At 65.5% G+C, this 21,660-nt stretch carries 21 protein-coding genes; 10 read left to right on the top strand and 11 right to left on the bottom strand.

Going from position 1 to position 21,660, the window contains the following annotated elements; all coding sequences use genetic code 11:
• Positions 1-68: 68 nt before the first annotated feature.
• A complete protein-coding gene (gene ku, locus IF803_RS28075) occupies positions 69-956 on the top strand; it encodes a non-homologous end joining protein Ku (protein ID WP_461194243.1) in 888 nt (295 codons plus the stop codon).
• A 112-nt stretch (positions 957-1,068) separates the two neighbouring features.
• Here ku and IF803_RS28070 read toward each other — a convergent pair whose 3' ends face one another.
• The 7 genes from IF803_RS28070 to IF803_RS28040 all read right to left on the bottom strand — a co-directional run bounded on the left by IF803_RS28070 (position 1,069) and on the right by IF803_RS28040 (position 9,658).
• On the bottom strand, positions 1,069-1,308 hold the full coding sequence (locus IF803_RS28070) for a DUF6496 domain-containing protein (RefSeq protein ID WP_461194242.1): 240 nt from the start codon (positions 1,306-1,308) through the stop codon (positions 1,069-1,071).
• Positions 1,309-1,456: 148 nt separating this feature from the next.
• Positions 1,457-2,146, bottom strand: a complete 690-nt coding sequence (locus tag IF803_RS28065) for a response regulator (RefSeq protein WP_028342451.1) — start codon at positions 2,144-2,146, stop codon at positions 1,457-1,459.
• Positions 2,143-4,854: a DUF4118 domain-containing protein gene (locus IF803_RS28060; protein WP_461194240.1), complete on the bottom strand. Its 2,712-nt coding sequence runs from the start codon at positions 4,852-4,854 to the stop codon at positions 2,143-2,145. Before IF803_RS28060 ends, IF803_RS28065 begins: the two co-directional genes overlap by 4 nt.
• Positions 4,855-4,893: 39 nt before the next feature.
• Positions 4,894-5,499: a K(+)-transporting ATPase subunit C gene (locus IF803_RS28055; RefSeq protein ID WP_461194238.1), complete on the bottom strand. Its 606-nt coding sequence runs from the start codon at positions 5,497-5,499 to the stop codon at positions 4,894-4,896.
• A 111-nt stretch (positions 5,500-5,610) separates the two neighbouring features.
• Positions 5,611-7,722: a potassium-transporting ATPase subunit KdpB gene (gene kdpB / locus IF803_RS28050; protein ID WP_461194237.1), complete on the bottom strand. Its 2,112-nt coding sequence runs from the start codon at positions 7,720-7,722 to the stop codon at positions 5,611-5,613.
• Between the two features lie 23 nt (positions 7,723-7,745).
• Positions 7,746-9,449 carry a potassium-transporting ATPase subunit KdpA gene (gene kdpA / locus IF803_RS28045; protein ID WP_461194236.1) on the bottom strand — a complete coding sequence of 568 codons (1,704 nt, stop codon included), beginning with the start codon at positions 9,447-9,449 and terminating at the stop codon, positions 7,746-7,748.
• Between the two features lie 119 nt (positions 9,450-9,568).
• On the bottom strand, positions 9,569-9,658 hold the full coding sequence (locus tag IF803_RS28040; protein WP_016846764.1) for a K(+)-transporting ATPase subunit F: 90 nt from the start codon (positions 9,656-9,658) through the stop codon (positions 9,569-9,571).
• Positions 9,659-10,144: 486 nt separating this feature from the next.
• Here IF803_RS28040 and IF803_RS28035 point away from each other — a divergent pair, with 486 nt between their 5' ends.
• The 6 genes from IF803_RS28035 to IF803_RS28010 all read left to right on the top strand — a co-directional run bounded on the left by IF803_RS28035 (position 10,145) and on the right by IF803_RS28010 (position 14,545).
• The gene (locus tag IF803_RS28035; protein WP_461194235.1) at positions 10,145-10,609 is read left to right on the top strand and encodes a hypothetical protein; all 465 of its coding nucleotides are present in this window, start codon (positions 10,145-10,147) and stop codon (positions 10,607-10,609) included.
• A 13-nt stretch (positions 10,610-10,622) separates the two neighbouring features.
• The gene (locus IF803_RS28030) at positions 10,623-10,898 is read left to right on the top strand and encodes a hypothetical protein (protein ID WP_461194234.1); all 276 of its coding nucleotides are present in this window, start codon (positions 10,623-10,625) and stop codon (positions 10,896-10,898) included.
• A gap of 173 nt (positions 10,899-11,071) precedes the next feature.
• Positions 11,072-11,326, top strand: a complete 255-nt coding sequence (locus IF803_RS28025; RefSeq protein ID WP_461194233.1) for a hypothetical protein — start codon at positions 11,072-11,074, stop codon at positions 11,324-11,326.
• Between the two features lie 7 nt (positions 11,327-11,333).
• Positions 11,334-12,263: a 4-hydroxy-tetrahydrodipicolinate synthase gene (dapA, locus tag IF803_RS28020; protein WP_461194232.1), complete on the top strand. Its 930-nt coding sequence runs from the start codon at positions 11,334-11,336 to the stop codon at positions 12,261-12,263.
• 114 nt (positions 12,264-12,377) lie between these two features.
• On the top strand, positions 12,378-13,787 hold the full coding sequence (locus IF803_RS28015) for an NfeD family protein (protein ID WP_411783518.1): 1,410 nt from the start codon (positions 12,378-12,380) through the stop codon (positions 13,785-13,787).
• The gene (locus IF803_RS28010) at positions 13,784-14,545 is read left to right on the top strand and encodes a slipin family protein (RefSeq protein WP_461194231.1); all 762 of its coding nucleotides are present in this window, start codon (positions 13,784-13,786) and stop codon (positions 14,543-14,545) included. Before IF803_RS28015 ends, IF803_RS28010 begins: the two co-directional genes overlap by 4 nt.
• 183 nt (positions 14,546-14,728) lie before the next feature.
• Here IF803_RS28010 and IF803_RS28005 read toward each other — a convergent pair whose 3' ends face one another.
• Together IF803_RS28005 and IF803_RS28000 are read right to left on the bottom strand one after the other, a co-directional pair.
• The gene (locus IF803_RS28005) at positions 14,729-14,893 is read right to left on the bottom strand and encodes a hypothetical protein (RefSeq protein ID WP_411783517.1); all 165 of its coding nucleotides are present in this window, start codon (positions 14,891-14,893) and stop codon (positions 14,729-14,731) included.
• 1 nt (position 14,894) lies between these two features.
• A complete protein-coding gene (locus IF803_RS28000; RefSeq protein WP_461194229.1) occupies positions 14,895-15,170 on the bottom strand; it encodes a hypothetical protein in 276 nt (91 codons plus the stop codon).
• 263 nt (positions 15,171-15,433) lie between these two features.
• Between IF803_RS28000 and corA the strand changes: the two genes are divergently transcribed.
• The 3 genes from corA (at position 15,434) to lon (ending at position 19,428) form a co-directional block, all read left to right on the top strand.
• Positions 15,434-16,450, top strand: coding sequence for a magnesium/cobalt transporter CorA (gene corA, locus IF803_RS27995; protein ID WP_461194228.1), 1,017 nt, complete (start codon positions 15,434-15,436; stop codon positions 16,448-16,450).
• 180 nt (positions 16,451-16,630) lie between these two features.
• On the top strand, positions 16,631-17,038 hold the full coding sequence (locus IF803_RS27990; protein ID WP_016842263.1) for an Hsp20/alpha crystallin family protein: 408 nt from the start codon (positions 16,631-16,633) through the stop codon (positions 17,036-17,038).
• 11 nt (positions 17,039-17,049) lie between these two features.
• Positions 17,050-19,428: an endopeptidase La gene (gene lon / locus IF803_RS27985; RefSeq protein ID WP_411783515.1), complete on the top strand. Its 2,379-nt coding sequence runs from the start codon at positions 17,050-17,052 to the stop codon at positions 19,426-19,428.
• 81 nt (positions 19,429-19,509) lie between these two features.
• Here lon and IF803_RS27980 read toward each other — a convergent pair whose 3' ends face one another.
• Together IF803_RS27980 and IF803_RS27975 are read right to left on the bottom strand one after the other, a co-directional pair.
• Positions 19,510-19,758, bottom strand: a complete 249-nt coding sequence (locus IF803_RS27980) for a hypothetical protein (RefSeq protein WP_028342462.1) — start codon at positions 19,756-19,758, stop codon at positions 19,510-19,512.
• 155 nt (positions 19,759-19,913) lie between these two features.
• Complete coding sequence (locus tag IF803_RS27975) at positions 19,914-21,569, bottom strand: OFA family MFS transporter (protein ID WP_461194225.1); 1,656 nt, start codon at positions 21,567-21,569, stop codon at positions 19,914-19,916.
• Between the last annotated feature and the right edge of the window lie 91 nt (positions 21,570-21,660).

Genomic DNA, 21,660 nt, shown 5'->3' with positions numbered 1-21,660 from the left:
GCGGCCATCAGGAACCAAAACCCACGGTATCCGTTCAAGTTCCAAACTCAAGCTGTTTGGAGGCGATCATGGCCGCTCCCCGCGCCTACTGGAAAGGCACGCTCAAGCTCTCGCTGGTGTCATGTCCGGTGGCGCTCTACCCGGCCTCGACCACGGTCGAGAAGACCCGCTTCCACATGATCAACCGGGAGACCGGCAACCGGCTGAAGCAGCAGATGGTCGATACCGAGACCGGCGACGTTGTCGAGGGCGACCAGAAGGGCCGCGGCTACGAGGTCAGCAAGGGCAAATATGTCGAGATCGAAAAGGACGAGCTCGAAGCGGTCCAGATCGAGAGCAACCATACCATCGACATCGACAGCTTCGTGCCCGAGGGCGAGATCGACAAGCGCTATCTCGACCACCCCTACTATATCAGGCCCGACGGCAAGGCCGGCGTCGACGCGTTCGCGGTGATCCGCGACGCCATGAAGGATCAGGACCGCGTCGCGCTGGCGCGGATCGTGCTGACCAACCGCGAGCATGTGATCGCGATCGAGCCGCTCGACAAGGGTATGCTCGGCACCACCTTGCGCTACCCCTACGAGCTGCGCGATGCCGACGATTATTTCGACGACATTAAGAGCCCGAAGGTCACGAAGGACATGATCGAGCTCGCCGGCCATATCCTCGACAGCAAGGCTGCGCATTTCGATCCGTCGAAATTCAAGGACGAGTATGAGACCGCGCTGAAGGCCCTGGTCCGCCGCAAGGCGGCCGGCAAGCCGATCAAGACCGCCGAGCGCGAGGAGAGGCCAAGCAACGTCGTGAGCCTGATGGACGCGCTGCAGCAGAGCCTCAAGGGCGGCAAGAGCGGCGCAAGGCGCTCGCGCTCCACCGCGCGCCGCCCGACCGCGCATCGCCGCGCCGCCAAGAAGGCGCACCGGTCAAGCGCGCGGCGACGCAAGGCTGGGTGAGATCTCTCGTCATTGCGAGCGCAGCGAAGCAATCCATCTCTCCACATACGCGGAAGGATGGATTGCTTCGTCGCTACGCTCCTCGCAATGACGGATGGATGCAACTCGTCCGCTACTTCTTCTTCGAGCTCTTCCGCTTCTTGGCAGTCTTGCGCTTCTTCGCCGTCTTCTTGGACGACTTCTTCGGCACCTTCTTGCCCTTGGCGCGCGCCTCGGACAGCCCGATCGCGATCGCCTGCTTGCGGCTCTTCACCTTCTTCTTGGAGCGGCCGCTGCGCAGCGTGCCGGCCTTGCGTTTCTTCATCGCGCGCTCGACATCGCGCGATGCTTTCCGCGAATATTTCCTTGCCATGGGTTGTCTCCCGGTGAGGGAAAACAAGCCTCGATGGCAGCGAAAGTTCCGTTTGGTGTCGTCGGGCGACGGCACCAACGTAGCCCGCATGAGCGCAGCGACATGCGGGAGATGCCCCGGATATCGCTTCGCTCATCCGGGCTACATGTTAGTCCGCTGCGCGCAGCCGATAGCCGATGCCGGTCTCGGTCAGCACGAATTGCGGACGCTCCGGGTCGGCCTCGATCTTCTGGCGAAGCTGGCGCACATAGACCCGCAGATATTGCGCATCGGTCAGTTCGTCCCACAATTCCTTCAAGAGGAAGCGGTGGGTCAGCACCTTGCCGGCATGCTGCACCAGCACGCGCAACAGGTCATACTCCTTCGGCGACAGCTTGATCTCCCTGTCGCCGACCTTGACGATCCGGCGCACCAGGTCGACCGAGAGATCGCCGGAGCGGAACACCGGCCGCTCGCCCTGCACCTGCAACTGGTGCCGCAGCGCCGCGCGCAGCCGCGCCAGCAACTCGTCCATTCCGAACGGCTTGGTCAGATAGTCGTCGGCGCCGAGGTCGAGCGCCTGCACCTTGCCGGCCTCGTCGCCGCGGCTCGACAGCACCACGATCGGCACGCTCTCGTTGCGGCCGCGGATCATGCGCAGGAGATCGTGGCCCTGGATGTCGGGCAAACCGAGATCGAGGATGATCAGCGCCGGTCCCTCGGCCAGCATCTCCAGTGCCAGCTTGCCGTTGGATGCCTCGAGGATGTCATAGCCCTGCGTGCTCAGCCCCATCCGCAGCAGCTTGCGGATCGGCGGCTCGTCGTCGATGACCAGGACCTTGATCGGCGTGGCGTTCATGCAGCAGTGTCCAGCGCGTTGGTGTCGGCAGGGATCGGCAGGCGGATGGTGATGACGGCGCCGCTGCGGTCGGCGCGGTTGGCCGCCGCGATCGTGCCGCGCATCGCCTCGACGAAGCCGCGCGAGATCGCAAGTCCGAGGCCGGTGCCGGGGCGGACATGGTCGCCCTTTTCGGCGCGATAGAATTTGTCGAACACGCTTTCGAGCTCGGCCGCGGGAATCCCGTTGCCTTCGTCGAGGATCTGCAGTGCGATCGTGTCGCGGTCGCGGGCGCCGCGGATCGAGATCGTGGTGTCCGATGGGGCGTATTTGGCGGCATTGTCGAGCAGGTTGAACAGCACCTGCTCGAACAGCACGGCGTCGAGCTCCAGCATCGGAAGGTCGGCCGCGAGCTCCAGCGACACCCGGTGATGCACCAGGATCTTGCTCGCCCGGCGCAGCGCGCTGCCGACGATCTCGCCGACATCGTGCCGCGCCGTGTTGGGCACGATCGCGCCGGATTCCAGCTTGGTCATGTCGAGCAGATTGGCGATGAACCGATTCAACCGCTCGGACTCGTCGATCACGGTGGCGAGCAGATCGTGCTTCTGCGCATCGCTCAGGTTGGCGCCGAGATCGCGCAGCGCCGAGGCTGAGCCGAGCACCGAGGCCAGCGGCGTCTTGAGATCGTGCGAAATCGAGGTCAGGAGCGCGCCGCGCAGCCGGTCGGATTCCACTGTGCGCTTGACGCGGTCCATGTCCTCGACCAGCAGCACGCGCTCGATCGCCAGCGCGCCCTGATCGACCAGCGCGTCGAGCAGCCGGCGCTGGTCCGGCGTCAGCAGGGGCCCGGTGCGGTCGTCATCGATGCCGATCACCCCGATCGGACCGCGGCCGGTGCGCATCGGCAGGAACAGCCGTTTTCCCCCCGGCAGCGTGTCCGAGCCGCGGCCGGCCGGGCGATCGTTGCCCCAGGCCCAGTTGGCGGCGGCAAGATCGGCCTGATCGAGCTGATCCTCCGGCGGATAGCCGCTCTTGACGGTCAGCATCCCATCCTCCGGCAGCAGCAGCACCACGCGCACCTTGAGCATCAGCGCGATCTGGTAGGCGGTCGCCCACAGCACGTCGTCCAGTGTCGCGGTGCCGGCGAGCTTGCGGCTGAAGGCGTAGAGCGATTCGGTGGTGCGGACGCGGCTGATCGCGGTGTCGGCCTGGGTGCGCACCCGCGCAGCGACGTTGGAGACCAGAAGCGCGATCAGCATGAAGAAGAAAAACGCCGCGACATTGGTCGGGTCGGTGATGGTGAAGGTATAGACTGGCGGCAGGAAGAAGAAGTTGTAGCACAGCGAGGCCGCGACGCTCGCCAGCAGCGACGGCCCGAGGCCGTAGCGCGCCGCGGCGCCGACCACGGCGGTGAGGAAGACGAGGTCGACATTCTCGATGCCGAAGAACGGCTGGATCAGCTTGGCCGCGCCGAGCCCGAGCGCCGCCAGCAGCAGCGCCATCAGATAGGGCCGCGGATTGAACGGCTCCTGCCGCTGCGCGGTCTGCACCGCCGCCTTGCCGACCGGCAGCTCGTCGCCGGCGATCACGTTGACGCTGATATTGCCGGCACGGCGCACCAGATCGTGCACGACGGATCCATGCGTCAGCTCGAACCAGCGCGAGCGCGTCGACTTGCCGATGATGATCTGGGTGACGTTGTTGGCCTGGGCGAAATTGATGACGTCGTCGGCGATGCGGCGGCCGACGCCGGGAAGCGTCAGCGCCTCGCCGCCGAGCGATTCCGCGAGCCGCATGGTGTCGGCCAGCCGGTCGCGCTGCTCGTCGGAAAGTTGCAGGCTGCGCCGCGTCTCGATGCTGACCGCGGTCCATTGCGCATGCAGCCGGTCGGCGAGGCGCTTGGTGTAGCGCACGAGCCCGGCCGCGCGCGGATCCTCGCTGAGGCACACCAGGATGCGTTCGCCCGCGGCCCAGGGTCCGGCAATCGCATTGGCCTGCATGTGGTTGAGCAGCTGCTCGTCGACCCGCTCGGCGGTGCGGCGCAGTGCCAGCTCGCGCAGCGCGGTGAGATTGCCGGGCGAGAAATAGTGTTCCAGCGCCCGCTCGGCTTGTCTCGGCACATAGACCTTGCCCTCCTTCAGCCGCTGGATCAGATCGTCGGGCGTCAGGTCGATCAGCTCGATCGCATCGGCGCGATCGACCACCGAGTCGGGCACCGTCTCGCGCACCCGCACATGGGTGATCTGCGCGACGACGTCGTTGAGGCTCTCGATGTGCTGGATGTTGATCGCGGTATAGACGTCGATGCCGTGCGACAGCAGTTCCTCGACGTCGAGGTAGCGCTTGGGATGCCGGCTGCCCGGCGCGTTGGTATGGGCGAGCTCGTCGACCAGCGCGAGCTGCGGCCGCCGCGCGATTAATGCGTCGAGGTCCATCTCCTCGAGCGTCTGGTCGCGATAGGCCAACCGCTTCCGCGGCAGCACCTCGAGACCCCTGAGCAGCGCCTCGGTCTCGATCCGGCCGTGGGTTTCGACGACGCCGACCACGACGTCGACGCCCGCCTTGAGGCGGGCGTGAGCGCTCGAGAGCATCTCGTAGGTCTTGCCGACGCCGGGGGCGGCGCCGATGAAGATCTTCAGCCGTCCCGATCGATCGGTCTCCCGGCGCGCCGCCTCCAGCAGCGCATCCGGCGAGGGTCGTTTGTCAGGGTCGCGCTGATTGGCCATACCGCAATATAGTCATCCTGCGAGAGACAGCCTACTCCCCTATTTTGCGTTTGCCGCGTCGAGCGCCAGGTTGAGCGCAAGAACGTTAACGCGGGGCTCGCTGATCACGCCGGCGAAGCGGCCCTGCGTGTTCTGCGTCACCAGCTCGCGCACCGCGTCCTCGGACATGCTGCGCGCCTTGGCAACCCGCGGCACCTGGAACAGCGCAGCGTCCGGCGAGATATCCGGATCGAGCCCGCTGCCCGACGTGGTCACAAGATCGACCGGGACGCTGGCGGACGGGTTCTCCGCCTTCAGCTTCTCGACATCCTCCTTGACCCGGTCGTTCAGCGCCTTGCTGGTCGGACCGAGGTTGGAGCCGCCGGAATTGGCCGCGTTATAGGGCGCCGGCACGGTCTTCGTGGAGTCGTTCGGATCGGGCGCGACCGTCGCCGACGGCCGGCCGTGGAAGTATTTATCTTCCTTGAACTCCTGCCCGATCAGGGCGGAGCCGATCACCTTGCCGTCCTGCTCGATCAGGCTGCCTTGCGCCTGCCGCGGGAAGATGACGCCGGCGATCCCGGTGACGGCGAGCGGATAGGCAAGGCCCGTGATCGCGGTCAGCAGGACCAGCACGAGGATGGCGGGGCGGATTTCTCTCAACATGATAGGTCTCCTAAGTCTCCTTCGTCATTGCGAGCGAAGCGAAGCAATCCATGGATCGGCATAACGGATGGATTGCTTCGTCGCGCTTCGCTCCTCGCAATGACGTTGTGGTTAAGCCAGGCCCAAAGCGGCGACGACGAGGTCGATCGCCTTGATGCCGATGAACGGGATGATGATGCCGCCCAAGCCATAGATCATCAGATTGCGGCCGAGCAGCGCGCCGGCACCGACCGCGCGATACTTGACGCCCTTCAGCGCCAGCGGGATCAGCGCGATGATGATCAGCGCGTTGAAGATGATCGCCGACAGGATCGCGCTCTGCGGGCTCGCCAGGTGCATCACGTTCAGCACCTGGAGCTGCGGATAGAACGCGAGGAACATCGCCGGGATGATCGCAAAGTACTTCGCGACGTCGTTGGCGATCGAGAACGTGGTCAGCGCGCCGCGAGTCATCAGCAGCTGCTTGCCGATCTCGACCACCTCGATCAGCTTGGTCGGGTTGGAATCGAGGTCGACCATGTTGCCGGCCTCGCGGGCGGCCTGCGTGCCGGTGTTCATGGCGACGCCGACATCGGCCTGCGCGAGCGCCGGCGCATCGTTGGTGCCGTCGCCGCACATCGCGACCAGCTTGCCCTTGGACTGCTCGTCGCGGATCAGCTTGAGCTTGTCCTCGGGGGTTGCCTGCGCCAGGAAGTCGTCGACGCCGGCTTCGGCCGCGATCGCCGCCGCGGTCATCGGGTTGTCGCCGGTGATCATCACGGTGCGGATGCCCATGCGGCGCAATTCGGCAAAGCGCTCGCGGATGCCGCCCTTGACGATGTCCTTGAGATGCACGACGCCGAGCAGCTTGCCGTCCTTGGCGACGGCCAGCGGCGTGCCGCCGGCCTTGGCGATCTCGTCGGCAATGGCCTGGATCTCGCGTGCTTCCGCGCTCATCGTCGCCGCGACCGCGCGGACCGTATTGCCCGAAGCAAGCGCACGCGACGAGCCGCCGTCGACATAGGCGAGGATGGCGTCGACCGCGCCCTTGCGGACCGACGAGGAGCCGGCATCGATGCCGCTCATGCGGGTCTGCGCGGTGAACGGCACGAAGGTCGCATGGAGCTCGTGCATCTCGCGGCCGCGGATGCCGTACTTCTCCTTGGCGAGCACCACGATGGAGCGGCCTTCCGGCGTTTCGTCGGCGAGGGAGGCGAGCTGCGCGGCATCGGCGAGATCCTGCTCGGAGACGCCGCGAATGGGGCGGAACGCCGTCGCCTGGCGGTTGCCGAGGGTGATGGTGCCGGTCTTGTCCAAGAGCAGCGTATCGACGTCGCCGGCGGCTTCCACCGCTCGGCCGGACATCGCCAGCACGTTGAAGCGCACCAGGCGGTCCATGCCGGCGATGCCGATCGCCGACAAGAGCGCGCCGATCGTGGTCGGGATCAGCGTCACGAACAGCGCCACCAGCACCACGACCGAGATCGAGCCGCCGGCATAGGCCGCATAGCTCGGGATCGTCACCGTCGCGAACACGAAGATGATGGTGAGGCCTGCCAGCAGGATGTTGAGCGCGATCTCGTTCGGCGTCTTCTGCCGCTCGGCGCCCTCCACCAGCTTGATCATGCGGTCGATGAAGGTCGAGCCTTGCGCTGCGGTGATGCGGACGCGGATCCAGTCCGACAGCACCTGGGTGCCGCCGGTGACCGCGGAACGATCGCCGCCGGACTCGCGGATCACAGGCGCGGATTCACCGGTGATCGCGGCTTCATTGACCGAGGCCACGCCTTCGATCACCTCACCGTCGGACGGGATGTTGTCGCCGGCCTCGACCAGCACGATGTCGCCGACCTTCAGCGAGGTGCCGGGCACCATGCGATAGGTCCGGTCGGTACCGGTGAGCAGCTTGGCCTGGCTCTCGGTGCGGGTCTTTTTCAGCGATTCCGCCTGCGCCTTGCCGCGGCCTTCGGCAACGGCCTCGGCGAAATTGGCGAACAGCACCGTGAACCAGAGCCAGAGGATGATCTGGAAGGTGAAGCCGAGATTGGCGCTGCCGGTGACGAGGTCGCGGACGAAGATCACCGTGGTCAACGCGGCCACGACCTCGACCACGAACATCACAGGGTTCTTCGCCATCAGGCGGGGATCGAGCTTGACGAAGGCCGATTTGATCGCCGGCACCAGGATCTTCGGGTCGAACATGGTCGACGCCGTCACCTGCTTTTGCAGTCTTGTGGTTTCCATGGTTGTCACTCCGGACAATTCGATCAGAACAGGGTGTTGGCGTTCATCGCGAGGTGCTCGACGATCGGCCCGAGCGCCAGCGCCGGGAAGAATGTGAGACCGCCGATGATCAGGATCACGCCGATGACGAGGCCGACGAACAGACCGCCGGTGGTCGGGAAAGTGCCCGCCGAGGCCGGGATCGACTTCTTCTCGACCAGCGAACCTGCAATGGCCATCGCCGGCACGATCATGAAGAAGCGGCCGACGAACATCGCGGAGGCGAGCGTCAAATTGTAGAACAGGGTGTTGCCGGTGAGGCCCGCGAAGGCCGAACCGTTATTGCCGGTCGCCGAGGTGAACGCGTACAGCACCTCGGTGAAGCCGTGCGGGCCGGAGTTCGCCATCGAGGCCACCGCCGACGGCAGCACCACGCCGACCGCGGTCCAGCCGAGATACATCAGCGGCAGCACCAGGATCGCGAGCATCGCCATCTTGACCTCGCGCGCCTCGATCTTCTTGCCGACATATTCCGGGGTGCGGCCGACCATCAGGCCGGCGACGAAGATGGCCAGCACGACGAACAGCAGCATGCCGTAGAAGCCGGCGCCGACGCCGCCGATGATGACCTCGCCGAGCTGCATGTTGATCAGCGGGATCATGCCGCCGAGCGCGGTGAAGCTGTCGTGCATGGCGTTGACCGCGCCGCAGGAGGCCGCAGTGGTGACGACAGCGAACAGCGAGGACGCGACGATGCCGAAGCGGACCTCCTTGCCCTCCATGTTGCCGCCGGAAAGGCCGAGCGCGTGCAGCGCGGTGGTGCCATTGGCTTCCGCCCAATAGGTGACGGTGACGCCGGCGACGAACAGGATGCCCATCACGGCGAAGATCGCCCAGCCTTGGCGCTCGTTGCCGACCATGCGGCCGAACACGTTGGTCATCGCGGCGCCGAGCGCGAAGATCGAGACCATCTGCACGAGGTTCGATAGCGCCGTCGGGTTCTCGAACGGATGCGCGGCGTTGGCGTTGAAGAAGCCGCCGCCATTGGTGCCGAGCATCTTGATCGCGACCTGCGAAGCCACCGGTCCGAGCGCGATGGTCTGCTTGCCACCCTCCAGCGTGGTGGCATCGACATAGGCGCCAAGCGTCTGCGGCATGCCCTGCCAGACCAGGAACAGCGCGTAGACGACGCAGATCGGCAGCAGCACGTAGAGCGTGCAGCGCGTGACGTCGACCCAGAAATTGCCGACCGTGCGCATCGACGAGCGGGTGAAGCCGCGGATCAGCGCCATCGCCAGCGCGATGCCGGTCGCCGCCGACAGGAAGTTCTGGTGGGTCAGGCCGACCATCTGGACCAGATAGGACAGCGTGCTCTCGCCGCCGTAGTTCTGCCAGTTGGTATTGGTGATGAAGGAGATCGCGGTGTTGAAGGAGAGATCCTCGGCAACCGCGGACTGGCCCGCTGGGTTGAACGGCAACACTGCCTGCAGCCGCATCAACCCGTAGATGATGGCGAAGCCACCGACGTGGAACAGCAGCATGGCGACCGTATAGGTCAGCCAGTGCTGCTCGCGCCGCTCGTCGACGCCGCCGACCCAGTAGATGCCGCGCTCGACCGGGCGCAGCACGGGCGACAGGAAGGTGCGCTCGCCATTGAACACGCGGGTCATGTACCAGCCGAGCGGTTTGACCAGCGCGGCAACGATCGCGCAAAACAGAATAATTTGAATCCAGCCGATGACGGTCATTTCGTCAAACCTTTCGAATGGGAGCGAAGCGCAGCATCGACGCGAACAAGCCGAGCAACAGCCCGGTCAGCATCGCGTCGGCTAACAGAATTGTGCAAAGCGCTGACATCGCGGGCCGCCTAGAAGCGTTCGGGCCGCAGCAATGCGTAAGTGAGGTAGAACAGCAGGCCGAGCGAGACGAGGCCGGCGAGCGAATAATCAAAGATCATCGCCGCCTCCGTTACAGCCGTTCACAGGCGTAGGCGTAACCGATGCCGGCCGCGAAGAAGCCGACCGCAAGCGCCGCCATGAGAATGTCCATCATGAGAGACTCCTATGCATCCGAGGGGGCGCGGGGCGACCGTATAAGCGCTCCGCGAGGGATGGCCGTGAGGTGCCATCCGGGGCATAGGTTTTCGAGAGGTGGCGAATAAGGACGTTATAGGAATCGTATAAAGGCCACGACTTCCGCAGCCGTCGTCCCGGCGAAAGCCAGGACCCATAACCACAGGGCCGAGTTTTGCGATGGCTGGGGCCCCAACCTGATCTCACAAGCAGATTCGGTGGTAATGGGTCCTGGCTTTCGCCAGGACGACAACTTGGCCTTTATGGAATCCCTATATCTCCGTCCCCCGCCTCATCTCGTTTTCAAATGGCGGTCCGGCCATTTTTGGCTTGCGGCCAATACCCTGGGCCGCGCAAGACGAGATGACGCCATGTCAGTGCTTTCCCAGAACACCTCCATCGATCTCGGCGAACGGCTGCGCGACGCCTATGCGCTGACAGCCGAATTCATGGCCGACATCATCAGCCAGACCTGCCGGCGCTTTCCCTCGGTCGGACAGAGCGGCAAGACCCGCCGGGTCGAGCGCCTGATTCAGTCGGGCGCCTGGACCGACGCCGCGATCGCGCTGCTCGATCTGGAACTGCCGCAATGGCAGATCCGCCGCCTGGTCTATGACGAGGGCGAGTGGCACTGCGCATTGTCGCGCGAACGTGAGCTGCCGGACTGGCTCGACCAGTCGATCGAGACCCACCACACCGATCTTGCACTCGCGATCCTCAGCGCCTTCGTCGAGGCGCAGCGGATCTCCACACCCGATAGCCGAACCAGCGTGCCGACCGTCCGTCGCGACACGCGCGCCCTGTACGAGCCGCTGTTCGTCGACAATATCGGCTGAAGGCGCCGCGGCCGTGGACACCAAACAACTGCCGCGGCAGCTGCAGTCGGTCCAGGTCATGGTTCGGTTCGGCTTCCGGCTTGCCATCATGATCGGCTTTGCCGTGTTCGCCGGTGCCGGCTTCGGCAAGGGCCTCGTCACGCTGTTGTGGATGTCGGCGGTGATCTGTGCCTTTGCAGGGATCGCCAAGCGCGAAATGCCGTTTGCTGCAAACCTCAACCACTGGGACGAGATGGCCGCTTATGTCGCGCTGTGCGCGCTCGGCACCGGCATCGTCCAGCGCCTCTGAATCCGTCCCGGAAAATCCTATTCCGCTCCTATGAAGTCGGCCGTCCTTCGCGCTCGATTTCATATCCGGCAAATCAGACATTGATCGCGTGACTGTGACTGAAGCGTTTTCGAGCGAACCGGATACCGGTTCTCGTGATGAAAACGAATCAGAACGAATGAAGGACTACAACCGTGAAACTCGTCGAACCTCCCTCGTGTAGCGCCGCGTCCACCATCGTCCTCATCGGCCGCAATCGTCGCGGCCAGTGGGTCGCCCAGCAACAGAACGGCCTCTATGGCGGCCTGTTCGTCAACCGCGCCCAGGCCGTCAAATACGCGCTGTTCGAGAACGGCCAGCGTCCCGAAATGATCGTCGAGCTGTCGCGTGAGATCGAGCTCGATATGCGCGGCGAGACCGCGAGCCTCCCCGCAAGCCGCGTGGCTTGAGCCGCCCATGACCTGGCAAACGGCTGCGAAAGCCGACACGGCCGCATGGCTGTTGGGCTTCATCCCCGATCTTCCGACCCCCTTCAACCATCGGGGCGAAATCGACGCGGACGCATTCGGCCGGCTGTGCGAGCGCCAGATCGCAGCCGGCGCCACCGCGCTGGTGGTCGGCGAGACCGCCGGTGAAAGCGCGACGCTGGAGCCCGCGGAACGCGCGCAGCTCGTGCGCATCGCCGCAGGCGTCGCGCGCAAGCGGGTTCGCATCATCGCCGGCGCCGGATCGAACGCGACGGATCGCGCCGTCACATTCACCCGGTCCGCGGACGCCGCCGGTGCCGACGCGGTCATGTCGGTCGCGCCCTATTACAACAAACCGATGCCACGGGGCACGGCGGCGCATTTCCGCGCCGTCGCCGCGGCCACCACACTGCCCGTCATCCTGCACGACATTCCGTCGCGCACGGTGAGGGGCCTTGCCGACGAGACGCTGCTCGAGCTCGCCGCATCGCCGCGCTTCGTGGGATTGCGCGACGGCAGTGGTGACGTTGCCCGGCTGGCGCGCCTGCGCTCACGGCTGCCGGCGACATTCCGGATGCTGACCGGCGACGACGCCGCCTCGCTGGCCTGGCTCGCCGCCGGTGGCGATGGCTGCATCTCGGCCGTGACGAACGTCGCGCCCGATCTGTATGTGGCCGTTCACAGGCATTTCCGCGAGGGACGGTTGTATCAGGCGCGGGAGTTGCACCAGCGGCTGGTGCCGCTTGCGACCTTGCTAGAGCGCGAGCATCCCGCCGCATTGAAGTTCGCGCTGGCGCTTCTGGGATTCATGCAGCCGGCGACGCGGCTGCCGATCGTGCAATTGAACGGGTCGGCAAAGGCCGAGGTCTCGCAAGCGATGGCTGAGCTTGCCGACGAGTACCTCGCAGCCGCGCATTGAGATTTTCCGACCCGACATAAGCCATCGCAATGCACAATGCGATCAGCACGCGGTGCCCGTGACACGACGCCAACTTGAGGTTCCGAAACGGCGCCCCATATCCACGGCAAGGGAGTGCTTGCCGTGCACACCACCTTCAAGGCGGCCCTCGTTGTTGCGACCGTCCTGGTCGCTCTGGTTGTCTCCATCCGTCCCGGTCCGGCCGCGGACAACAGCCATCTTGCCCTGACCATTTCAATCGACGGGGCAATCGGGCCGGCAGCGGCCAGCTACGTCAAGGACGGCCTGGCCAAGGCCGCCGAGCGTCGCGCCGAAATTGTCATCCTGCGTTTGAATACGCCGGGCGGTCTCAGCACCAGCATGCGTGAGATCATCGCCGACGTGCTGGCCTCGCCCGTTCCCGTAGTCGGCTACGTTGCGCCATCCGGCGCCCATGCCGCGAGCGCCGGGACCTATATCCTCTATGCGACCCATCTCGCGGCCATGGCGCCCGGCACCAATATCGGCGCCGCGACGCCGGTGCAGATTGGCGGCCCGATACCGGGGCTGCCGGGCAGCACCCCGGACAAGGGCGGCAAGGACCAGAAGGACGGCGGCCATCCGTCCGAAACCAAGGATGCCATGACGGCGAAGGTGACGAATGATGCCGTTGCCTTCATCCGCAGCCTCGCCGAATTGCGTGGCCGCAATGCCGACTGGGCCGAGAAGGCGGTACGCGATGCCGCCACCCTCTCCGCCAACGCTGCGCTGCAGGCCAACGTCATTGATCTCACCGCGCGCGATCCGGCCGACCTGCTCAGGCAGGTCGATGGCCGGACCATCGAGCTTCCCGGCGGCAAGACGCAACGCCTGGCGACCAGGGAAGCCGCGATCGAGGCCATCGATCCCACCTGGATCGCGCGCGCGCTCGCGGTCATCACCGACCCCAACATCGCATTCATTCTCCTGATGGTCGGCATCTACGGCCTGATCTTCGAGTTCATGTCGCCCGGTGCCGTGGCGCCGGGGGTTGTCGGGACGATCTGCCTGCTGCTCGGTCTCTACGCGCTCAACATGCTGCCGATCAACTACGCCGGCTTCGCCCTGATGCTGGTCGGGATCGCGCTGCTCGCAATCGAAGCCTTCAACCCGACCGTCGTGATCGGCCTCGGAGGAATAGTCGCCTTCGTGCTTGGAGCCGCCATGCTGTTTCGGATCGAGGCGCCCGGATACCGGCTGTCATGGCCGGTCATCGGCATCGTCGCCGCGATGTTCACGGGGCTCATTCTCGTCGTGCTCGGCGCGCTCCGCCGCGCGCGCAAGGGCCCGGTGCGGATCGGTGCGCAAGCCATGCGCGGGCTATCGGCCGAAGTGCTCGACTGGTCCGAGACCACGGGTCACGTCTTCACCAACGGCGAACGCTGGCAAGCGCGCAGCACCGAGACATTCACGGCGGGAGACACGGTCGAGGTCGCCAACATCATCGATTTGACGCTGGTGGTACGGCGCGCGCCGGCCTCCCCCGGCGAAGGAGGTACAGCATGATGCTTGATTATTTCACCTATGCGGCGATCGCGCTGCTGATCGTCGTATTCCTGACCCAGGCCGTGCGCGTGCTGCGCGAGTACGAGCGCGGCGTCATCTTCACGCTCGGCCGTTTCACCGGGGTGAAGGGCCCGGGGCTCATCATCCTGATTCCGGTGGTGCAGCAGCTGGTGAAGGTCGATCTCAGGGTGGTGGTGCAGGTGGTGCCGCCGCAGGACGTGATTTCCCGCGACAACGTCTCGGTCAAGGTCAACGCCGTGCTCTACTTCCGCATCGTCGATCCCGAGCGCGCCATCATCAAGGTCAGCGACTACATGGCCGCGACCAGCCAGCTTGCGCAGACCACGCTGCGCTCGGTGCTCGGCAAGCACGAGCTCGACGAGATGCTGGCGGAGCGCGACAAGCTGAACGCCGATATCCAGGAGACCCTCGACAGGCAGACCGACGTCTGGGGCATCAAGGTCACCGGGGTCGAGATCAAGGATATCGATCTCAACGAAACGATGGTGCGGGCAATCGCCAAGCAGGCCGAGGCCGAGCGGCTGCGGCGCGCCAAGGTGATCAACGCGATGGGCGAGCAGCAGGCCGCCGAGAAGCTGGTCGAGGCCGGCCGGATCCTCGCCCAGGAGCCGCAGGCGATGCAGCTGCGCTACTTCGCGGCGCTGCACGACATTGCCGGCGAGCGCTCCTCGACCGTGGTCTTCCCGCTCCCGATGAACCTGCTCGATCATCTGGCGCCGCGACGCGAAGCGACGTGAACTGGTTTGGGAACAGAAACGACGGCCGCTCAAGGTCGGCGCGCTCGGGATCGTGGGTCTCGTAGGCGCCGCGGCCTCTCCACGTCATTGCGAGCGAAGCGAAGCAATCCATCGCGCCACATGCGGAGATATGGATTGCTTCGTCGCTATGCTCCTCGCAATGACGCGGATGGGTTCGGGGCCTCAACTCCCGCGATGCTTGGCCCGCCACGCAGGTCCCGGACCGCGCATGTAATGCGCCTCGGGCCGGTAGTCGCTGATCGGCTCCTCGCCGATCCAGGCGAGGAATGCGAGCAGCCCTTCTGCGGCGCGGCGCGGCAGGGCAGCGATGAACGAAACTGCGCGCATCTCAGTAGTCCCACTTCTCGTCGAGCACGACCGGCGCCCGTGGATATCTCTCGGCGTCGCCGCCGAGCATGCCGACATTGAGATGGGTCCGCGCCCAATCCTCGTGGCCGCGATGCAGCAGCAGCTCATTGCGGAGCCGGTGAATCTTGGCGGCGGCGATCGCGCGGTGAACAGTCCTGAAGACGAGGCCGATCCGCCTGACGGTCCGCCGCAGCATCAAGGGCACGGCGCCGGCCGAACCGTGCGGCCGGGCATCGTGGTAATGGAGCAAGGTCATGTGCCACCTTCCCGTTTGGCGGCGCACGCGAGCGCACCGCATCACGCCAAAAAGATGCTGGGAAGGCCGTAGGAATTCGAGAGGGCACGCCGCGGTGCGGTATAGGAGCCGTATAAGGGTCGCCAACCGGCGATCGGCTCGGGCCGTTCCATCCCCACGATCCGGAACGCAACGTCTCTGCCTGTGTTGACCGGGACCCGTTCAGTGCTAGCCTTTCGGCAACGAATAGCGTCAAGCGGGTTCGATAACCGAGGGTGGAGACCATGGACCTCGTATCGCCAACTGTCGCAACCGCCGGGCCGGTCCACTCTGATGGCGTAATCGCGGCAGGCGTCTATGTCGAGGGACGACGCGTCGCCAATATCGCGATCGACGAGGCCGCGAATTGGCGTAGCAAGCCGGATCACGTTGTGTGGATCGGCCTGCACGAGCCCGACATGACGTTGCTGAGCAGCCTGCAGCGGCAATTCCAACTGCACGATCTCGCGATCGAGGATGCGGATCATGCGCATCAGCGACCCAAGATCGAACAATATGGCGATGCGTTGTTTATCGTGGCGCGCACCGCGCAACTCGACGGCGAAAGCATCGCGTTCGGCGAGACGCATCTGTTCGTCGGCGAGGGATACATCGTCTCGGTGCGACACGGCGCCTCGACATCCTATACGCCGGTCCGCGAGCGCTGCGAGAGCTGCCCGCGCGCCCTCGCTCGCGGCGAAGACTACATCCTCTATGCCATTCTCGATTTCATCGTCGACAACTATTCGCCCGTGCTCGAGACGATCCAGGAGGAGGTCGAGACGATGGAGGCGGAGGTGCTGGCGAGCGCGATGACACGGGCGCAGATCGAGCGGCTTTATCTGCTGCGACGTGACCTGCTGAGGCTGCGCAACGCGGTCGGACCACTGGTGGAGGTCTGCCGCAGACTCGAGCGCGACAACCTGCCGATGGTGCGCGACACGATGCGCCCCCTGTTCCGCGACGTCACCGACCACGTCCGCACCATCCAGGAGCGGATTGACGCGCTGCGAGAGGTGCTTGCCTTTGCATTTGAAGCAAGCCTGCTGGTCGGTCAGGCGCAGGAAACGGCGATCTCCAAGAAACTCGCCTCCTGGCTTGCCATTGTTGCGGTGCCGACCGCGATTGCTGGCATCTATGGCATGAACTTCAAGAACATGCCTGAGCTGCAATGGGAGTACGGCTATTTCGCCGTGATGGGCCTGATCCTGACCGTGTGCGGCGCCCTGTTCTGGCAATTCCGACGCGCAGGCTGGCTGTAGGGCTTGTCATCGCACAACCCGATCATGCGCACCGGGATCAAGCGGCGCCGTTGCATCGCCGTCATGTCGCAAATCGCGAGATTTCGGACAATTTTACCCCCGATCAGCGGCGCGAGGGGCCGGTTTACGGTCGGCGGCAAGACCGGTAACCTCGCCTCCCAATGCGACGTGGAGAGTGCCATGCGGCCCAAGGATCAGATCAACTGGATGCTGTCGGATGCGATCGAGGCGCTCGCCCGCGCCGAACGGTTGCACCAGAGCTTCCTCAATTTGCACCCGCGCGCGGGAAGCAGCGAGCCGAGCTGGGAACCGCCGACCGACGTGATCGAGACCGAGGATGAAATCCTGATCCTGGTCGCGCTGCCGGGGGTCGATCCCGACGAGGTCGAGGCCGCGCTCGACGGCGGCACGCTGGTGATCTCCGGCCGCCGCACCCTGCCCCCTGAACTCCGCAACGCCCGCATCCTGCGCCTCGAACTGCCGCAGGGCCGGTTCGAGCGCCGCATCGCGCTGCCGACCGGCCGCTACACCATCAGCCGCTTTGCCGCGCATGGTTGCGTCGGCCTGCGGCTTGGAAAGTCGAGCTAAAGGATTTCGACATGGCTGCCTCAGACGTTTCAAGCCCAGCATCGACTTCGACGCCGATCCCGAGCGACGCGCTGATCATCGTCCCGGTGCGCAACACCGTGCTGTTTCCGGATGTCATCATTCCGATCACGATCGCCCGCGCGACGTCGATTGCCGCGGCCCAGCAGGCGGTACGCGAGCAGCGGCCGATCGGCATCCTGCTGCAGCGCGATCCCGAGACGAACGATCCCGGTCCCGACGGGCTTTACCGCGTCGGCACAACAGCCAACATCGTGCGCTACATCACCGGCGCCGACGACACTCACCACCTGGTCTGCCAGGGCGTGCAGCGCATGCGCGTGCTCGACTATCTGCCCGGCACGCCGTTCCTCGCGGCCCGCGTGCTGCAGATCCCGGAGCCGACCACCACCTCGCCCGAGATCGAGGCGCGCTTCCTCAATCTGCAGCGCCAGGCGCTGGAGGCCGCGCAATTGCTGCCGCAAGTGCCGCAGGAGCTGATCGCCGCGCTGCAGGGCACCACCTCGCCGGCAACCCTCGCCGACCTTGCGACCTCCTACATGGACATCAAGCCGTCGGAGAAACAGGACATCCTGGAAACCATCGATCTCGTGGCGCGGATGGACAAGGTGTCGCGTCACCTCGCCGAGCGCATCGAGGTGCTGAGGCTGAGCCAGGAGATCGGGCAGAAGACCAAGGCCGTGTTCGACGAACGGCAGCGCGAGGCGATCCTGCGCGAGCAGATGGCGACGATCCAGCGCCAGCTCGGTGAAGGCGACGGCAAGGCCGCGGAAGTCGCCGAGCTAACCAAGGCGATCGCAGATGCCAAGATGCCGCCGGAGGCCGAAAGCCAGGCGCAGAAGGAATTGCGCCGCTACGAGCGGATGCCGGAGGCCGCGGCCGAGTCCGGCATGGTGCGCAGCTATCTCGACTGGCTGATCGACCTGCCGTGGAGCCTGCCGGAGGAGAAGCCGATCGACATCGCGGAGGCGCGCAAGATCCTCGACCAGGACCATTATGGCCTCGAGAAGATCAAGAGCCGCATCATCGAATATCTCGCGGTGCGCAAGCTCGCGCCCGGCGGCAAGGCACCGATCCTGTGCTTCCTCGGCCCGCCCGGCGTCGGCAAGACCTCGCTCGGCCAATCGATCGCGCGCGCGATGTCGCGGCCGTTTGTTCGTGTCTCGCTTGGCGGCGTGCATGACGAGGCCGAGATCCGCGGCCATCGCCGCACCTATATCGGCGCGCTGCCCGGCAACATCATCCAGGCGATCAAGAAGGCCGGCGCGCGCAATTGCGTCATGATGCTGGACGAGATCGACAAGATGGGCCGCGGCATCCAGGGCGATCCGTCGGCCGCGATGCTCGAAGTGCTCGACCCCGAGCAGAACAGCACCTTCCGCGACAATTATCTCGGCGTGCCGTTCGACCTGTCGCGCGTCGTGTTCATCGCCACCGCCAACATGCTCGACGGCGTCCCCGGGCCGCTGCTCGACCGCATGGAGCTGATCAGCCTCGCCGGCTACACCGAGGACGAGAAGCTCGAGATCGCCAAGCGCTATCTGGTGCGCCGCCAGCTCGAGGCCAACGGGATCAAGGCCGAGCAGGTCGAGATCGATCCGGATGCGCTGCGGCTGATCATCCGCAGCTACACCCGCGAGGCCGGCGTGCGCAACCTGGAGCGCGAGATCGGCAAGGTGCTGCGCAACGTCGCGGTGCAGATCGCCGAAGGCAGCACCAGCCACGTCACGATCGCGCCGAAGGACATCGTATCGCTGCTCGGCCAGCCCAGGTTCGAGAACGAGATCGCGATGCGCACCAGCATTCCCGGCGTTGCCACCGGCCTCGCCTGGACCCCGGTCGGTGGCGACATCCTGTTCATCGAGGCGTCGCGCACCCCGGGCCGCGGCGCGCTGATCCTCACCGGCCAGCTCGGCGAGGTGATGCGCGAGAGCGTGCAGGCCGCGCTGACCCTGGTGAAGAGCCGCGCCTCCCAGCTCGGCATCGATCCCGGCGTGTTCGAGAAGAGCGACATCCACGTCCACGTTCCCGCCGGCGCGACGCCGAAGGACGGCCCGAGCGCGGGCGTTGCGATGTTCACCGCCCTCACCTCACTGCTGACCGACCGCACGGTGCGCAGCGACACCGCGATGACCGGCGAGATCTCGCTGCGCGGCCTCGTGCTGCCGGTCGGCGGCATCAAGGAGAAGGTGGTCGCGGCCGCGGCCGCCGGCCTGACCCGGGTGATGCTGCCGGCGCGCAACAAGCGCGACTTCGACGACATCCCCGCCGGCGCCCGCGCCAAGCTGGAGTTCATCTGGCTCGAACGGGTCGACGAGGCGATCGCAGCGGCGCTGGAGGCCGCCAAGACGACGCCCGCCGCCGCGGAGTGATCGCGTCTCAAACGCAACAAGAGGGCGTGACAGCGATCGCCGTCACGCCCTCTTGCGTTGCAGATGGCGGAGCGGTGCCGCTCAGCTCTTGCCCATGCATTCTTCGATGTAGAACCAGCGGTCGTCGCCGGTCAGGCCCTTCGACTTCACCTCGGCGCGGCAGGCCTTCAGCTTTGGCTTGTTGGCCTTCCACTTCGCCTTCATGTCCTTCAGCTTCTGCATGGTGAGCTTGACCTTCGACGGCTTGGCCTCGGTCGTCTGGGCCGACGCGGTGTGCAGCGAGCCGGCGAGAAGCAAGGCGGCCACAAGACAGCTTGCGGTACGAAACATGACTGAAATATCCCTTGATTATCTGTTGAATTGAACGGCGTAGAGCTTCTTGTCTGACACGTTTTCTTCGCGCGAACCGGCATCCACTTCGCTCGAGAACGCTCCAGGCCGCGCGCGGGATGCCAGATGTCCCGCGCGCGCGGCCTGGTCTGCGATCAGAGGATTTTGACCGCGCTGAGCAGCGTCATGTAGACGCCCCACGCCAGCGGAATGCCGACGAACAGCCAGAACAGCGCCGCCTTGGCGTCGAGCCCGCCGAACCCGATCCCGTAGGAACCGTGCGGCCCGGCCGCCGCGGCGCTGGCGCTCGCATCCTGCAGCTTGGCGACCTCGGCGTCGCTCATATGCCATTTCGGATCGACTGGCTTGATCAGGTAGTTGCAGATCAGGCCCGCGATCAGCATGGCGCACAGGATGTACATCGTGGTGTTGTAGAGCTGGTCGCGCGGCACGCCGGCGGCCAGCTGGAACTCGCGGATGTAGTTCACCACGACGGGACCGATGATGCCGGCGGTCGACCACGCCGTCAGCAGACGGCCGTGGATGGCGCCGACGAACTGGGTGCCGAACATGTCGGCGAGATAGGCCGGCACGGTGGCGAAGCCGCCGCCATACATCGACAGGATGATGCCGAAGCCGAGCACGAACAACAGCTTCGATCCCATCGCGGCGAAGGTCGGCGCCAGCGCATAGAGCGCGATGCCGAGGATGAAGAACGTGTAGTAGGTGTTCTTGCGGCCGATCTTGTCCGACAGCGACGCCCAGAAGAAGCGGCCGCCGATGTTGAACAGCGACAGCAATCCGGCAAAGCCGGCCGCGATTGCCGCGATCTGCGCCTTCTGTCCGGCATCGAGCTGGTTGAAGCCGACATTGGGCAGGCCGATCAGCTTGCCCGCGAAGATCTCCTGCAGCATCGGCGAGGCCATGCCGATCACGCCGATGCCCGCCGACACGTTGAGGCAGAGCACCCACCAGATCAGCCAGAATTGCGGCGTCTTGTGCGCGTTGTCGAGATGGACGTGCTTGCTCGAGATCATCGCGTTGGCCTTCGTCGGCGGCGTCCAGCCCTCGGGCTGCCAGCCGGCCGGCGGAATGCGATAGCGGAACGCGCCGATCATCATGAACACGAAATAGATCGCGCCCATGGCGAGGAAGGTCTCCCAGACGCCGACCGAGGTCGGGGTCTTGAAGTAGTTCATCAGCTTGTCGGCGAGCGGGGCGCCGATCATCGCGCCGCCGCCGAAGCCCATGATCGCCATGCCGGTCGCCATGCCGCGCCGGTCGGGGAACCATTTCACCAGCGTCGACACCGGCGAGATGTAGCCGAGGCCGAGGCCGACGCCGCCGATCACGCCGGAGCCGAGCCACATCAACCAGAGCTGGTGCGTGTAGACGCCGAGCGCGCCGATCACGAGACCGCCGGCCCAGCACAGCGCCGCGACGAATCCGGCCTTGCGCGGGCCGACCTTCTCAAGCCAGCCGCCCCAGATCGCGGCGGAGACGCCGAGCAGCACGAAGAACAGCGTGTACATCCACCCGAGGCTCGCGACCTTCCAGTCGCAGGTGGTGGTGAACAGCTCCTGCACCAGCGAGACGTCGGGGCACGCCTTCGGCGCGGTCAGGCCGATCGCGCGCGACAGCGGCAGCCAGAACACCGAGAAGCCGTAGGCCATGCCGATGCACAGATGGATGCAGAGCGCGGCCGGCGGCACCAGCCAGCGGTTGAAGCCGGCGGTCGCGATTGTATGTTCCTTGTCGAGGAAACCTGCACCTGACGCGGATACGCGTCCGGCGCTGCTCACTGTGGTCATTGACACCTCCCCTGCAGCCGCCATTACGACAGGCGCATCTGCGTCTTCGATCCCGTCTCAGCCCATTGCGGCCAGCGTCAGCCGGCTGCGC

This window comes from Bradyrhizobium sp. UFLA06-06 (assembly GCF_054820065.1).
Note: the sequence above shows the minus strand (reverse complement) of the source record. Positions and strands in the feature narration are given on the sequence as shown.